This is a genomic window from Streptomyces malaysiensis subsp. samsunensis (assembly GCF_024519315.1).
Classification (GTDB): Bacteria; Actinomycetota; Actinomycetes; order Streptomycetales; family Streptomycetaceae; genus Streptomyces; species Streptomyces malaysiensis.
In genome coordinates, this window is sequence record NZ_JANIIC010000023.1 from 88,201 (window position 1) to 101,695 (window position 13,495).

General features: G+C 72.8%; 14 protein-coding genes. 3 read left to right on the forward strand and 11 right to left on the reverse strand.

The features are described from left to right. Positions 1-126 precede the first annotated feature (126 nt). From NQU54_RS20605 to NQU54_RS20645, 9 genes are all read right to left on the reverse strand, one after another. Positions 127-1,347 (reverse strand): S1 family peptidase, encoded by a 1,221-nt coding sequence (locus NQU54_RS20605; protein WP_257632335.1) that lies wholly within the window; start codon positions 1,345-1,347, stop codon positions 127-129. Between the two features lie 110 nt (positions 1,348-1,457). Further along, positions 1,458-2,588, reverse strand: coding sequence for an LLM class flavin-dependent oxidoreductase (locus NQU54_RS20610; protein ID WP_257632336.1), 1,131 nt, complete (start codon positions 2,586-2,588; stop codon positions 1,458-1,460). A 2-nt stretch (positions 2,589-2,590) separates the two neighbouring features. Continuing rightward, positions 2,591-3,658, reverse strand: coding sequence for an ABC transporter ATP-binding protein (locus tag NQU54_RS20615; protein WP_257632337.1), 1,068 nt, complete (start codon positions 3,656-3,658; stop codon positions 2,591-2,593). Then, a complete protein-coding gene (locus tag NQU54_RS20620) occupies positions 3,655-4,722 on the reverse strand; it encodes an ABC transporter ATP-binding protein (protein ID WP_257632338.1) in 1,068 nt (355 codons plus the stop codon). The genes NQU54_RS20615 and NQU54_RS20620 overlap by 4 nt, the downstream gene beginning before the upstream one ends. Then, positions 4,700-5,620 (reverse strand): ABC transporter permease, encoded by a 921-nt coding sequence (locus NQU54_RS20625; protein ID WP_257632339.1) that lies wholly within the window; start codon positions 5,618-5,620, stop codon positions 4,700-4,702. The genes NQU54_RS20620 and NQU54_RS20625 overlap by 23 nt, the downstream gene beginning before the upstream one ends. After that, positions 5,617-6,636: an ABC transporter permease gene (locus tag NQU54_RS20630; protein ID WP_257632340.1), complete on the reverse strand. Its 1,020-nt coding sequence runs from the start codon at positions 6,634-6,636 to the stop codon at positions 5,617-5,619. The genes NQU54_RS20625 and NQU54_RS20630 overlap by 4 nt, the downstream gene beginning before the upstream one ends. Next, positions 6,633-8,210: an ABC transporter substrate-binding protein gene (locus NQU54_RS20635; RefSeq protein WP_257632341.1), complete on the reverse strand. Its 1,578-nt coding sequence runs from the start codon at positions 8,208-8,210 to the stop codon at positions 6,633-6,635. Before NQU54_RS20635 ends, NQU54_RS20630 begins: the two co-directional genes overlap by 4 nt. A gap of 413 nt (positions 8,211-8,623) precedes the next feature. Then, positions 8,624-9,559: a DsbA family oxidoreductase gene (locus tag NQU54_RS20640; RefSeq protein WP_257632342.1), complete on the reverse strand. Its 936-nt coding sequence runs from the start codon at positions 9,557-9,559 to the stop codon at positions 8,624-8,626. Next, entirely contained in the window at positions 9,556-9,966 is a 411-nt protein-coding gene (locus NQU54_RS20645) for an RrF2 family transcriptional regulator (RefSeq protein WP_069872321.1), read from the reverse strand. Before NQU54_RS20645 ends, NQU54_RS20640 begins: the two co-directional genes overlap by 4 nt. A gap of 96 nt (positions 9,967-10,062) precedes the next feature. Between NQU54_RS20645 and NQU54_RS20650 the strand changes: the two genes are divergently transcribed. Continuing rightward, positions 10,063-10,569 carry a cupin domain-containing protein gene (locus NQU54_RS20650; RefSeq protein WP_079256204.1) on the forward strand — a complete coding sequence of 169 codons (507 nt, stop codon included), beginning with the start codon at positions 10,063-10,065 and terminating at the stop codon, positions 10,567-10,569. Positions 10,570-10,681: 112 nt separating this feature from the next. Beyond that, positions 10,682-10,906: a hypothetical protein gene (locus NQU54_RS20655; protein ID WP_308408497.1), complete on the forward strand. Its 225-nt coding sequence runs from the start codon at positions 10,682-10,684 to the stop codon at positions 10,904-10,906. Positions 10,907-10,968: 62 nt separating this feature from the next. On the opposite strand, the gene NQU54_RS20660 is transcribed toward NQU54_RS20655, so the two are convergent. After that, positions 10,969-11,565: a helix-turn-helix domain-containing protein gene (locus tag NQU54_RS20660; RefSeq protein WP_069872327.1), complete on the reverse strand. Its 597-nt coding sequence runs from the start codon at positions 11,563-11,565 to the stop codon at positions 10,969-10,971. Between the two features lie 88 nt (positions 11,566-11,653). Between NQU54_RS20660 and NQU54_RS20665 the strand changes: the two genes are divergently transcribed. Then, positions 11,654-12,301: a class I SAM-dependent methyltransferase gene (locus NQU54_RS20665; RefSeq protein WP_257632343.1), complete on the forward strand. Its 648-nt coding sequence runs from the start codon at positions 11,654-11,656 to the stop codon at positions 12,299-12,301. On the opposite strand, the gene NQU54_RS20670 is transcribed toward NQU54_RS20665, so the two are convergent. Next, positions 12,282-13,421 (reverse strand): acyltransferase family protein, encoded by a 1,140-nt coding sequence (locus tag NQU54_RS20670; RefSeq protein ID WP_372505963.1) that lies wholly within the window; start codon positions 13,419-13,421, stop codon positions 12,282-12,284. The genes NQU54_RS20665 and NQU54_RS20670 overlap by 20 nt on opposite strands. Positions 13,422-13,495: the final 74 nt, after the last annotated feature.

Sequence of the window (13,495 nt, forward strand, 5' to 3'; positions counted from 1 at the left end):
CCGGCCTCTCCGCCTGCCGCGGGTGCCGAACCGAGTGTCGCGGCCCCGGGCCGTCGGGTCGCGTGGGTGTCGCGGCTCCCGGGGTGTCCCGCGGTGACGGCGCGGGACACCCCGGGTCGCGTGGGTTCAGCCGTTCTCGGCAGCCCCACCGGCGCCGTCCGCGCCCGCGCCGTCTCCGGCGGCTCCGGAGCCGTCGGCGCCACCGCCGTCCGCCGCGCCGCCGCCTCCGGCCGCGCCGCCGTCCCCGATCTGCGCACCGACGGCCTCCAGTGCGGTGGTCACCGGCTGGAAGAAGGTCTCACCGCCGGCGGTGCAGTCACCGCTGCCGCCGGAGGTCAGGCCGATGGCGTTGCCGTCCGCGCTGAACAGCGGGCCGCCGCTGTCGCCGGGCTCCGCGCACACATCGGTCTGGATGAGGCCGCTGACCGTGCCCTCGGGGTAGTTGACCGTCGCGTCCAGACCGGTGACCGAGCCGTCGTTGAGCCCGGTGGTGCTGCCCATGCGCTGCACCTGCTGGCCCACCGTGGCCTCGGCGGCCCCGACGATGTCCACGTTCTGGTTCCCGGTGTTCACCGCGCTCGGGGCCTCGGTGTTCGGGTCGTCGTAGGTGACGAGTGCGAAGTCGCCGTCACCGGGGAAGGTGGCGTCCTGTACGGTGCCGATCGGCGCGCCGTTCTGGGAGTCCGACCACTGCTCGGCCGCGACGCCGCAGTGGCCGGCGGTGAGGAACGCGGGGGCGCCGCTGTCCGTGGTGACGTTGAAGCCGAGCGAGCAGCGCGCGCCGCCGCCGAAGATGGCGTCGCCGCCCGCGACGAAGGGCTTGAACTCGCCCGTGGACTTCTTGAGGGTGGCCATGCCCGCGCCCAGCGATTTCACGGTGGACTCGAGGGTGTCCCAGTTGGCCCCGGTGACGGTGGAGTCCGCGGTGACCCGCAGCTCATTGGTCCTGGGGTCCACCGACCAGGAGGTGCCCGGGATGGTGGCCTTGGTCTTGAGGGTCCTGGCGGCGGTCTGAAGCGACTTGGTGCTGTTCTCGACGCTTCTGACCACCGCCCCGGCGCTCTTGACCTGGACGTTCACATTGTTGTTGGCGCCGACGACATTGACGACGACCCGCTGTTCGTCCTTGTCGTAGTAGGCCCCGCCGAACGCCTCGCCCAGCTGTGACGCGAGCCGCGCGGCGATGTCCGCCGCCGACGCGGCGTCCACCTTCTTGGGCTGGGCCTCGGCCTCGTTGTCGTCCTGTGAGGCGTTTGCGTTGGGCAGGAGTATCGCGGCCGCCGCGATCGCGGCGGCCCCGGCCCCCGCGAACACGATCTTTCGCTTGGGTACCCGTTTATGGCTCAACTCATGACCTCCTGTTGGGGGGTTACGGGATCGGCTCATCCACGACGGGCACGACCCGGCAGTGGGTACGGGCGGCGCATGAGTTGCGTTCAGAATGATGGAGGAGATCTTTACGAGCCACCCCCACCGGCCCGGTGGGCCAGCTCCTGGCGGACCAGCGGCAGCAGTTCACGGCCGTAGCCGACGGCGTCGTCCAGCGGGTCGTAGCCGCGGATCAGCAGGGTCGTGACGCCGATGTCCACATAGTCCAGCAGCGCCTTGGCGACCGTCTCCGGGGTGCCGACCAGCGCCGTGGAGTTCCCGGCGGCCCCGGTGGCGGCCGCCGTCGCCGTCCACAGCGCCCGGTCGTGGCGCTCGCCCCGGGCCGCGGCCGCCAGCAGCCGCCGGGAGCCGACGTTCTGCGGGCCGGCGCCCCCGGTGGTGGGCGAGCCCAGCGTCTCGCGGCCCCACCGGGAGGAGGTGAAGGAGCCCGCCGGGCCATGGGCCCTGATGGTGTCGAGGATCCGGTGCGCCCGCTCCCACGCCAGCTCCTCGGTCGCGCCGAGGATGGGCCGGAAGGACACGCTGATGCCGGGCGGCTCGGCCCGGCCCGCGGCCTTGGCGGCCCGGTGCACGGAGGCGATCTGCTCCGCCGTCTCCGCCAGTGGCTCGCCCCACAGCGCGAAGGTGTCCGCGTGCCTGCCGCCCACGGTGTACGCGGCCTCGGAGGAGCCCCCGAAGTACAGGGGGATGCGCGGTCGCTGACGGGGGCGGACCTCGGCGTGGAAGTCCTCGAAGCGGTAGAAGCGGCCGTCGTATCCGAACGGCTCCTCATCCGTCCACGCCCGCTTCAGGATCTCCAGATACTCGTCGGTGCGGGCGTAACGGTCGTCCTTGGCCAGATAGTCGCCGTCCCGCCGCTGCTCGGCGTCGCGCCCGCCGCTGATGATGTGCACGGCCACCCGCCCACCGGAGAACTGGTCGAGGGTGGCGAACGTACGGGCGGCCAGGGTGGGGACCACGAAGCCGGGCCGATGGGCCACCAGCAGCCCGAGCCGCTCGGTGTGCGCGGCGACATACGCGGCCACCTGGGCGCCGTCCGGGGTGGCGGAGCCGTAGCCGATCAGCACCCGGTCGAAGCCCGCGTCCTCATGGGCGCGGGCGAACCGCAGCGTGTACTCGGTGTCCACGACCGGACCGCGGGCCGGGTGGATCTCGGACACCTCATGGGTGCCGATCATGCCGATGAACTCGACGGACATCGTCAGCCTTTCTCCGAGGTGCGGGACAGGGCCGGGGGCCGCCCGGCTTCCTTGTGGGTCTCTCCGGCGGCCGCCACCAGCTCCGGCGGCCCCTGCGCGGTGGCCACCAGCCCATGCCACTCGGGCACCCGGTGGCAGGCGGCCGTACGCCCCTCGCCCACCGGGCCCGACGCGGGCGCGGTGCGGCAGGAGCCGATGACGAACGGGCAGCGGTGGGCGAAGACACAGCCCTCCCGCGCCGTCCAGGCGGGCGGTTCCGCCGACGGGCGCAGCGCCGCCGCGCCCGGCCCGCCCTCGGCCCGTACGCTCGGCGCGGAGGCGATGAGCAGCGCGGTGTACGGATGCAGGGGCCGGCCGAACACCTCCCGTACGGGGCCCTGCTCCACCACCCGGCCGCGGTACAGCACCGCCACCCGGTCGGCGATGCCCGCCAGCGAGCTGAGGTCGTGCGAGATGACCACGACGGCCATCCCGCGCTCGGTGCGCAGCCGGTCCAGCAGCCGCAGCACCCGGTTGCGGTTGGAGGCGTCCAGGGCGCTCACCGGCTCATCGGCGATCAGCAGCCGGGGCCGGGTCACGATCGCCCGCGCGAGCAGCACCCGCTGGCGCTGACCGCCGGAGATCGCGCCCGGCAGCCGGTCGCCTAGGCGCGCCGCGTCCAGGCCCACCGTCTCCAGCGCCTCGTCCACGCGTGCGGCGATCTCCGCGCCGTCCAGATCCCCCGCGACGGCGAGTGGCTCGGCCACCGCCCGCCGGACCGTCAGCTCCGGGTCCAGGGCCCGCAGCGGATCCTGGAAGGCGTAACTCAGCCGCCCCGAACGGCGGAACGCGCGCAGGGCCCGCCCCCGCAGCCCGGAGATCTCGCGCCCGTCGAAGACCACCCGTCCCGAGCGCGCCGGGACCAGACCCACCGCCGTACGGGCCAGCGTGGTCTTGCCCGAGCCGGTCTCCCCGATCACCCCGACGATCTCCCCCTCGCCCACGGACAGCTCCACACCGTCCAGCACCGGCCGCGCGCCCCGCCGGCCGAAGGCCACGGCCAGCCCGGAGATCTCCAGCAGCCCGCTCATACCGCCACCTCCCGGGCGCCGTGCGCACCGGCCCGCGACAGATCGAGCTCCTCGCCGCGGACGCACCGCACCCGCCGCCCGTCGGCCGTCTCCCGCAGCGGCACCGGACCGTCGAGGCACTCGGGCGCGGTGAACGCGCAGCGGTCCGCGAACCGGCAGCCCGGCAGCCGCGCGCCCACCTCGGGCGGCGCGCCCGGGATCACCTCCAGCTCACGCCGCTCCCAGTCGTCGACCGTGGCCACGCGCAACAGCGCCTCGGTGTACGGATGCAGGGGGTCGTTCAGCACCCGTTCGGCCGGGCCGTCCTCGACCAGCTCCCCGGCGTAGGCCACCAGGATCCGGTCGCACACCTCGGCGATCACCGCCAGATCGTGGCTGACCAGCAGCAGCGCCAGATCGTGCTCGGCGCGCATCCGGGCCAGCAGCTCCAGGACCTCGGCCTGGACCACCACATCCAGTGCGGTGGTGGCCTCGTCGGCCACCAGCAGATCCGGTGCGCAGGCCACCGCGACGGCGATCAGCACACGCTGGAGCATCCCGCCGGACAGCTCGTGCGGATGGCGCCGGGCCACCTCGGCGGGGTCGTGCAACCCGACGGCCGCGAACAGCTCGACGGTCCGCTCGGCGGCCCGCGCACGGTCAAGACCCAGCTTCACCCGCAGCACCTCGGACAGCTGGCGCCCCACGGTCAGCGAGGGGTTGAGATACGAGGCGGGGTCCTGGAAGACAGCGCCCACCCGGGTGCCCCGCACACGGTCCCACTCCCGGCGCGACAGCCCGGTCAGCGCCTCATCCGCCAGCGAGATCTCGCCCTCGGACACCGCGCAGCCGGGCGGCAGCAGGCCGAGCACGGACCGGCAGATGAGGGTCTTGCCGCTGCCGGACTCGCCGACCAGGCCGACGGCCTCACCGCGGCCCACGGTGAAGGACACATCGCGTACGGCCGTCAGCCGCCCGGACGAGACGGTGACGCCGAGCCCCTCGACCGACAGCGCGGCCGGCCGGTCGGCGGGCACACCGGGCGTGGCGGACGTGGCGGGGTCAGACGACGGGGAGTGCGGCATCGGCCCGCTCCTTGGTGGTGTCGGGGGAGTCGGTGGCGGCGGGGGCACCGGCGGCCGGGTCCGGAGCGCCGCCGGGCAGCAACTCGTCCGCCCCGGCGTCCCGTACGGCGTCGGCCAGCACATTGAGCGCACCGGCGGTGATGACGATCAGCGCGGCAGGGAACACCGGTGCCCAGATCTGCTGGGTGAGGAAGCCCAGATCGGTGGCGAGCATGCCGCCCCAGGTGGCGGCGGGAGGCTGCACACCGACCCCGAGGAAGGTCAGCGAGGACACCACCAGCAGACACGTGGCCAGCGCATGGGCGGCCGTGACGATGACCGTCGGCAGGACCTTGCTCCAGATGTGGATCCGCAGCACCCGCCCGACCGAGGCGCCGAACAGCTCGGCCGACTCCACGTACGGGGCGTGCCGGAGGCTCAGCGCGGCGGCGCGGGTCATCCGGAAGAACAGCGGGGCGTAGAGCACCCCGAGCGCCAGCATGGCCTGGTGCATCCCGTTGCCCAGGGCGCCCACCACCGCGATGGCGAACACGGTGAACGGCAGCGTCATCAGCGCGTCGACGGCACGCTGTGCGATCCACTCGCCCACGCGTCCCATCCACAGCGAGGCCAGCCCGGCCGGCACCCCGACCGCCATCGCCGCGGCCACCGCCTCCACGGCGCCCGCCACCGAGCGGCCACTGCCCTCCAGCAGCCGGCTGAGCACATCGCGGCCCAGATAGTCGGTGCCCAGAAGGTGGCCGGGTCCGGGGCCGCGCAGCATGTTCCGGGGGTTCTGGGCCAGCGGGTCATGGGGAGCGAGCCAGCCGCCGAACACGGCCAGCAGCGCGATGGCCAGCAGCACCAGCAGCGCCACCTTGGCGTAGGCGGGCCGCCACGCCCGTCGCAGCGTCCTCATCGGCGCGTCACCTCCCGGCGCCGGGCGGCGGGATTCAGCGCGAGCAGCGCAGCGTTGATCGCCACATTGACAATCAGGACCACCGCGATGGTCACCAGCAGCGTCCCCTGGATCACCGGGATGTCGTGCTGCTCGGCCGATTGCAGGGTGAGCTGGGCGAGACCGGGCAGTGCGAAGATCTGCTGGGTGACCACCGCACCGCCGAGCAGCATCGGCACGCTCATCCCGAGCGCTGTGAGCGCGGGTCCCGCGGCGTTGCGCAGGGCGTGGCCGAACACCACCCGGCGGGCGGGCAGTCCGCGCATCACCGCGCCCGTCACATAGTTCTCCCGCAACGTGCCCACCAGCGAGGTGCGCAGCTGACGGGCGATGGCGGCCGCGGCCTCCAGGCTCAGCGCGAACGCGGGCATCACGGTGTACCGCAGCCACTGGGCGGGGTCCATGTCCAGTGGCACATAGCCACCGGACGGCAGCCACCCCAGCTTCAGCGAGAACACCGTGACCAGCGCGATGGCCACCACGAAACCGGGCAGTGTGCCGAGCACGGCGCACAGCGCGGTGACGGCCCGGTCCAGCCGTCCGCCCGCCCTGAGCGCGGCGGCGACACCGGCGGCCCCGCCCAGCACCACGGCGATCAGCAGGGCGAGTCCGGCGATGGACAGATCCACCGGAATGGCCTGCCGGATGCTCTCCGCCACCGGGACCGTGGTGAACCACGAGCGGCCCAGGTCACCGGTGAAGGCATGCCCCAGCCATGACACGTACTGCTCCCACAGGGGCCGGTCGAGGCCGAACTGATGGTTCATCCGGGCGATGTCGGCGGGCGTCGCCGTCTCCCCGAGCACCGCGGCCGCCGGATTGGCCCCGGAGAGCGCGCCGAGGCCGAAGGTGAGGGCGGAGGAGAGCAGGAACACCGTGCCCGCCGTGGCGAGGACGCGGCCGAGCGAGCGCGGCAGCCGGGCCGCCCGCAGGGCCTTCCCAGGTGTCCGCGCGATCCGCGGAGCGAGGGCGGTCATCCGGCCGTCACCCCCTCGAACCGCTGCACCACCGGAAGCGAGGGGATGGGGGAGACGGAGGAGGTACGGGCCAGGGCGCGCGGCACCGTGTAGAGGAACACATTCGGCATCGTGCGCACCGCCACCGCGGTGGCCGCCCGCAGCACCTCCGGATAGCGCGGCGACTCCAGCGGGGTGCGGCGCACCGCGGCCACGGCCGCGTCCAGTTCGGGCGTGGTACGGCGCGAGGGGTTCATCAGCCCCTCCGCGCCGAAGAGCACCTGCATCGCCTGCACCGGTGACTCCCGCCCGGCGAACTGGTCGAGGTACAGGGCGCGGGAGTGCTGGACGTACACCACCTGGGATGCCCGCGCCTCGGGGATGACCTCGATCCGGGCCCGGAACCCGACCCGGTTCAGCTGCGCCTGCAACTGCTCGGGCGCACCCTGCGGCTGGGTGGTGGTGATGGTCACCCCGACCCCGTCGTGATACCCGGCCTTCCGGAGCAGTGCGCGCGCCCGCTCCGGGTCGTGCCGGTACACCGCGCCGAGCGCCGGGTCGAAACCCGTGTAGCCGGGCGGGAAGGGCTGGTGGTCCACCTCGCCATGGCCGAACTGCTCGCTGTCCAGCAGGGCTTGGCGGTCCACGGCGTACTTCAGGGCCTTGAGGACGGCGGGGTCGTCGAAGGGCTTCATGGCGGTGTTCACATCGAGGACGCGCACCACCATCGACGGGATGAGCTGCACCCTGAAACCGGCCTCACGCGCCGCCTTCACCTGGCTGAACGGAATCTGGGCCACATTGAGCCGCCCGGACTGGAGCGCGGCGAGCGCGGTGGTCTCATCGGGCTTGGGAAACGCCTCGAAGCGCTCGACGGCGATGTGCTCGGCGTTCCAGTAGCCGGGGTCGCGGCGCAGGCTCGCCATGGAGTTCTGGGTGTACGACACCAGCCGGAACGGGCCGTGGCCGACCGGCCTGGTGGCCAGCCGTGCCTCGTCCGCTCCGAACGCGGCGGGGCTGACCACCATGCCGGTCTTCCCGGCCAGCAGCGCGGGCAACTGGTAGTCGGCCTCGGTGAGTTCGAGGACCACGGTGTGCGGATCGGGGGCCCGTACCGTGTCGATGCTGGTCAGCTGGGAGGCGATCAGGGACTTGGGGTGGTTCTTGCCGCGCTCGAGGCTCTTCCTGACGGCCTCGGCGTTCACCGGGGTGCCGTCGGAGAACCGCAGCCCGCGGCGGAGGGTGAAGGTGAGGCGCCGACCGTCGGGGGAGTAGCGCCAGGAAGAGGCGAGCGCGGGTTCGGCGGCGCCCTTGGGGTCGAGCTGGGTCAGCCCGGAGTAGACGAGCGACAGCAGATGGACGTCCCAGCCCTTGGAGGAGAACACCGGGTCCCAGGTGGAGGGCAGATCCCAGCCCCAGCGCAGGGTCTCGCCCCCGCCGCCCGCCCCGGTCGTGGCCACCCCGCCACAGGCGGCCAGCAGCAGGGAGCCACCCGCCCCCAGGGCGAGCCCGAGCACGGAGCGCCGCCCCGGAGCGGGGTTCGGTGGTGGATCGGGCGGTCGGCGGACGGGGCGTGGCGGGGCGGCGGGAGTCATGGCTGGACGTCGCCTTTCGTGGTGTCAACTGCCCCCGGGCCGCGGGCACATGGCCGCACACGGCCGGGCACGTCGGCGCGGGCACGCGGACGGGCGGCGGCCATGAAGGCCGGAGGCGGTGGGGCCCGGGGAGGAGAACGAGGGGAACGAGGCAAGCGGGGAAACGAGGAGAACGGAGCAAGCGAGGGGAACGAGCGGAGCGAGGCGCTCGGGACGCGGCGGATCGCGGAAGGGGAAGTGGGCGATCAGCGGTCGCGACAGATGGCGCTGGCGGTGCGCCCGAAGTCCACGTATCGGCACACCACACCGGGGTGCGTCGTCAGCATGTGCCCATGGTGAGGGGCGAAGGTCGGCGAAGTCAATGGACACCTTTCGGTGTCTCATTGGCCAAGACGGCTACGACCTGGGGCTTTTCAGCTTGTACGGGTCTTGAGCGCGGGATGGGTGGCGGCCTCGTCCGGGTGCAGCCACAGCGGTCCGCCCGCCGTCTCGACCCGTACGGCCGTGCGCGGGGGAGTGGTTCCGCCCGTCAGCAGTGACAGATCGGGCCCGGTCAGGCTGCGGTACTCCGCCAGGGCCGCCTCGGGGTCGACCGGGGTCGCCTCCCAGTGGTGATGGGGAGCCACCGTGCGCAGCGCCGCCGTGTACTCGGCCACGCTCCGCCATCCCGGTGTGGCCACACGTCCGCCGGGGCCGGAGAACACCAACGTGGGCAGTGCGTAACGCACCCCGCTGTCGGTTTCCTTGACGCCCGTGCCATGTGGCCCCGGGGCGTGGAAGGCGGATGCCTCCGGGACGGGGTCGCGTGCCTCGGCGTGGTCCCGCCGGACGGCCGCCACCACCGAGGGCTCGCCCGTCTCCGCGCCCAGCCGCGCCACATCGACACCGTCGAGGCCGGTCAGCGCGGCGCGCACCCGCTCCGCCGTATCGGCCGGAGTGCCCAGCACGAACGTGGTCTCGCGCAGCCGCCGCAGCACCCGCTCCGCGGCCGTGGCGCCCTGCCGCTCGGCCGCCTTCGCGGCGAGCGAGGCCGGTCTGCTGGTGGCCGCCACCCAGCGCAGCCGCCGGGCGTAGGGCGCCCGTGTATGGCGGGCGATATCGGCGATATAGCGGCTGTACCAGGCGGTCTCGGCCGCCGGATCGGGGGCCGGGTCGTCGTCCTCGTCGAAGAGGATGCTGAACACCCGGCGCCAGCGGGCCCGCCCCGCGGTGAGGGCCCGCAGAAGGCGGAACGCGGGCTCGGAACCCCATGCCCACGGGCAGGCCGGATCGGTGTACTCCACGACCTCGACGGCGCCATCGTCATCCGTCCCGGTGCTCCGGGGCCGTTCAGGGCTCGCGGGCGTCATGCCGCCAGCCGTTCGCCGACCAGATCGCTCAGGGCCGTGGAGGTCAGCACCTGGCGTATGTGCTCCTCCATCCCGCGCCACACCCCGGGCAGCCCGGCCGCCGGGCCGTGGTAGCCGAGGCCGTCCAGCTGCTCGCCGCGCAGCGTCAGGAACGCCCCGTCCACCGCGAGCACGATGTCCGCGAGTGTCATCTCGGCGGGGTCGCGGGCGAGCCAGTAGCCACCCTCGCAGCCGCGCTGGCTGCGCACCAGACCGGCCTGGCGCAGATCGCGGAAGACTCCCTTGAGGAACCGGAAGGGGATGTCCTGGGAGGTCGCTATCGCCTCACAGGTGAGTGGTCTGCCCGCGTCCGCGGCCAGTTCCGCCAGCGCCCGGACCGCGTAGTCCGCCTTCGCCGAGATCTGCATACCGCCATTATGCAGCGTGGATTTCGTGGTGTTGTGCCTGGTGAGCGAAAGGACATCTGTTGACATCCATTACCCGGGCTTTCTACGGTCGGTGTCATGACGACGCCCGGCGGCGACCCCGCGCAGCAGCACGACGCGTTCCATCCGCATCTGAAGGCCACCGCACCCGACGGTCCGTTGCGGGCGCGGCTGCACCACATCCGCACCGAGGACGTCGACCCCGGCACCGCCCAGACCGAGGGCATGCGGCGGTTCGCCGCGATCAGCGGCCAGTCGGTGGGGTCCGAGCGGCTCTGGATGGGCCAGACCCATGTGGCGCCGGACACCGCCTCCGCCAACCACCACCACGGCGAGTCCGAGACGGCCATCTTCGTGGTGAAGGGCCACCCCGAGTTCGTCTTCGCCGAGGAGCGGGACGGACAGGTCGAGGAGATCCGGCTGCGCACCCGGCCGGGCGACTACATCTTCGTTCCGCCCTATGTGCCGCACCGGGAGGAGAACCCGGACCCCGACGACGAGGCGGTGGTGGTCATCGCCCGCAGCACCCAGGAGGCCATCGTGGTCAACCTGCCGGAGCTGTATGTGCTGGAGCGGGGGGAGTAGCCGGCCGCGCGGAGCGGACGGCCGTATCGAACCGGCGCCGAAACGCATTCACCGGCCGCTCGCGGGTATTCGCCCCTGCTGTGCCCCCTCCACCGAGGAAAGGAGCGGCATCGTGAGCGACGACCGGCGACAGGAGCGGGGCGGGATCCCCAGGGACCTGCCCGACCAGCAGGCGCAGGACGGGCCCGACCCCTTGGACGTGGCGGGCGTCGACCAGGAGCCGGACGGTGTGGACGACGTCCCCGAGACGGACGAGTCCGGCACGGGGCGGCGGGGCGAGCCGCGGACCGGAAGTGTCCACCCCGAGCAGCCCGTCCCGGACGAGCCCTCGGGGTGAGCGCCCGGGGCGGAAACGGGGGACGGGGACGCGCCCGTGCGGCGCGGTGGCGGCGCCGCGGGTCAGGTGCCGGCGGGGCGGGCGCGGACATGGATGCGCTCGCCCTGCGCCCCGAACAGGGAGAGGAACTCCACCGGCTGGTCCCCGGCGTTGGCGAAACCATGGGGGGTGCGGGTGTCGAATTCGGCGGCCTCACCGGCCGCGAGCACCAGATCGTGCTCGCCCAGCGCCAGCCGCAGCCGCCCGGAGAGCACATAGAGCCACTCATAGCCCTCGTGCACACGCTGCTCCAGCGGTCCGTCGCCGCTGCCCTGCGGCCGGGGCGGCATGATCTGCTTGTACGCGTGCAGCCCGCCCAGATAGCGGGTCAGCGGAATGAACGTCTGGCCGTACCGGGTGAACGGCTTGGCGTGGACACGGGGGTCCCCGGTGGCAGGCGCCCCCACCAGCTCGTCCAACTGCACCCCGTACGCCTTGGCCAGCGGCAGCAGCAGCTCCAGGGTCGGCTTGCGCTGCCCCGACTCCAGCCGCGACAGGGTGCTCAGCGAGATGCCGGTCGTCTCGCTGAGCTGGGCCAGGGTGGTGCCACGGGTGCGCCGCAGCACCCGCAGCCGAGGTCCTACGGCGGTCAGCACCTCGGAGAGGTCTTCATCAGCCATACCTTCATTTGCCACCCCGGCAAAGATGTTTGTCAAGTGGTCACGGCCGCGCACACTCTCGTGCCCCGACGAAGGGAGCGCGACCGATATGGCCACCGACTCGCACGGCATCTCGCCCGACACCACGCCCGAGGAGTTCTGGGACAACTTCTACAGCGCCGGGGACCGCGTCTGGAGCGGCAGGCCCAACGCAGTTCTGGTGCGCGAGGTCACCGGGCTGACCCCCGGCCGCGCACTGGACGTGGGCTGCGGGGAGGGCGGCGACGCGATCTGGCTCGCCCGGGAGGGCTGGCGGGTCACCGCCGTCGACGTCTCACGGGTGGCCCTGGACCGCGGCGCCGAACACGCGGCGTCGGAAGGCGTCGGCGACCGCATCGACTGGCAGCGGCACGACCTGTCCGTGTCCTTCCCGGACGGCACCTACGACCTGGTCTCCACCCACTTCCTCCACTCCTGGCTCGAACTGCCCCGGGAGAGGATCCTGCGCACCGCGGCGGGCGCCGTCGCACCCGGCGGAGTGCTGCTGATCACCGGACACGCGGCGTTCCCGGCCTGGGCGCCGGACCCCGACCCGGAGTTCCACTTCCCCACGCCCGAGGAGGTGCTCGCCGGACTCGACCTCGCGGACGGGCAGTGGGACGTCCTCATCAGCGATGTCCACGAGGAGAAGGTCACCGACCCCGGCGGTGAGCCGGCCACCCGCACCGACAACACCGTCAAGCTCCGCCGCCACTGACGGCGGAACCCCCGCCGCTCTCGGCGCCGGTCCGCCCTGAGGAACCGGTGCGCCGGAACGCCCAGTCCATGCGCGGCTCCACCAGCGAGCGCAGGACCCGTCGCACCGGTTCCGTGCACAACACGGTGATCATGAGCACCGCGGCCGCGGTGACCGCGAGCTCCCCGAGCGGCGTGTGCAGCCACGGATGGTCGTACCAGTCCCAGAAACGGGACGACTTGATGATGAAGCCGTGCAGCAGATAGCCGTACAGCGTCCCCGAACCGAGCGCGGTGAACCAGGTCCCGCGCCCCGGCACCCAGGCCAGGAAGCAGGCGGTCAGCACCAGCGCCAGGGCGAAGAGGACGGGCGTGGTGAACAGACCGGTCCAGGGCGGTACGCCGTCCAGCGCCGCGACGCTCTTGCGGTGGTAGAACCACTCCGCGTCCAGCCGGGGCGCCACCAGGTACGCCGTGCACAGGGCGAAGCCCGCGACCGGCAGGGCGATCAGCCGGGCGCGCCGGGTCCGCAGCCGGGTGAAGTGGTCCGGTCGCAGGGTGAGCCCCACCACGAAGAACGGGAGGAACGCCAGCACCCGCTGGAGGCCCAGATCCCCGCCGGCCTCCGGCGAGACCGAGGCCAGCGCCGCCACCGCCAGCGCCACCGGCACCGGATGGCGCAGCGCGAGCCACATCGGAGTGGTGATCCGCCAGATGAACAGCGCGGCCAGGAACCGCATCACATACCAGGGGTCGAGCAGGCTGATGGGATAGCCCGGGTCGTCCTGTGCCCAGCGGTAGAAGAGCGTGTACGCCACCTCGAACACCACATACGGCACGACGACACCCGTGAGCAGGCGCTTCACCCGCCCCGGCGCCATGTCGAAGCTCCGCGAGAAGTAGCCCGATATGAGGGCGAACGCGGGCATGTGGAAGGCGTAGACCATCAGGTAGACCGCGGTGACCGCCCGGCTGCCGTAGGTGAGCGGCTCCCATGCGTGGCCACACGCCACCAGCACGATCGTGAGGTACTTCGCGTTGTCGAAGTACGGGTCGCGCGTCCGGCCCCCCGACGCGCCGCCGTCGCGCGGCCGTGGGACGGCCGGAGGTGTGGCCACACGGGTGGAAGTTCCCTGCTGCACAGACCCTCCCGGACACCTGTGATCGAGCCGACAGTCGAATCCTGGTCGCCTGCCCGGCTCGGCCCGTCCCATGC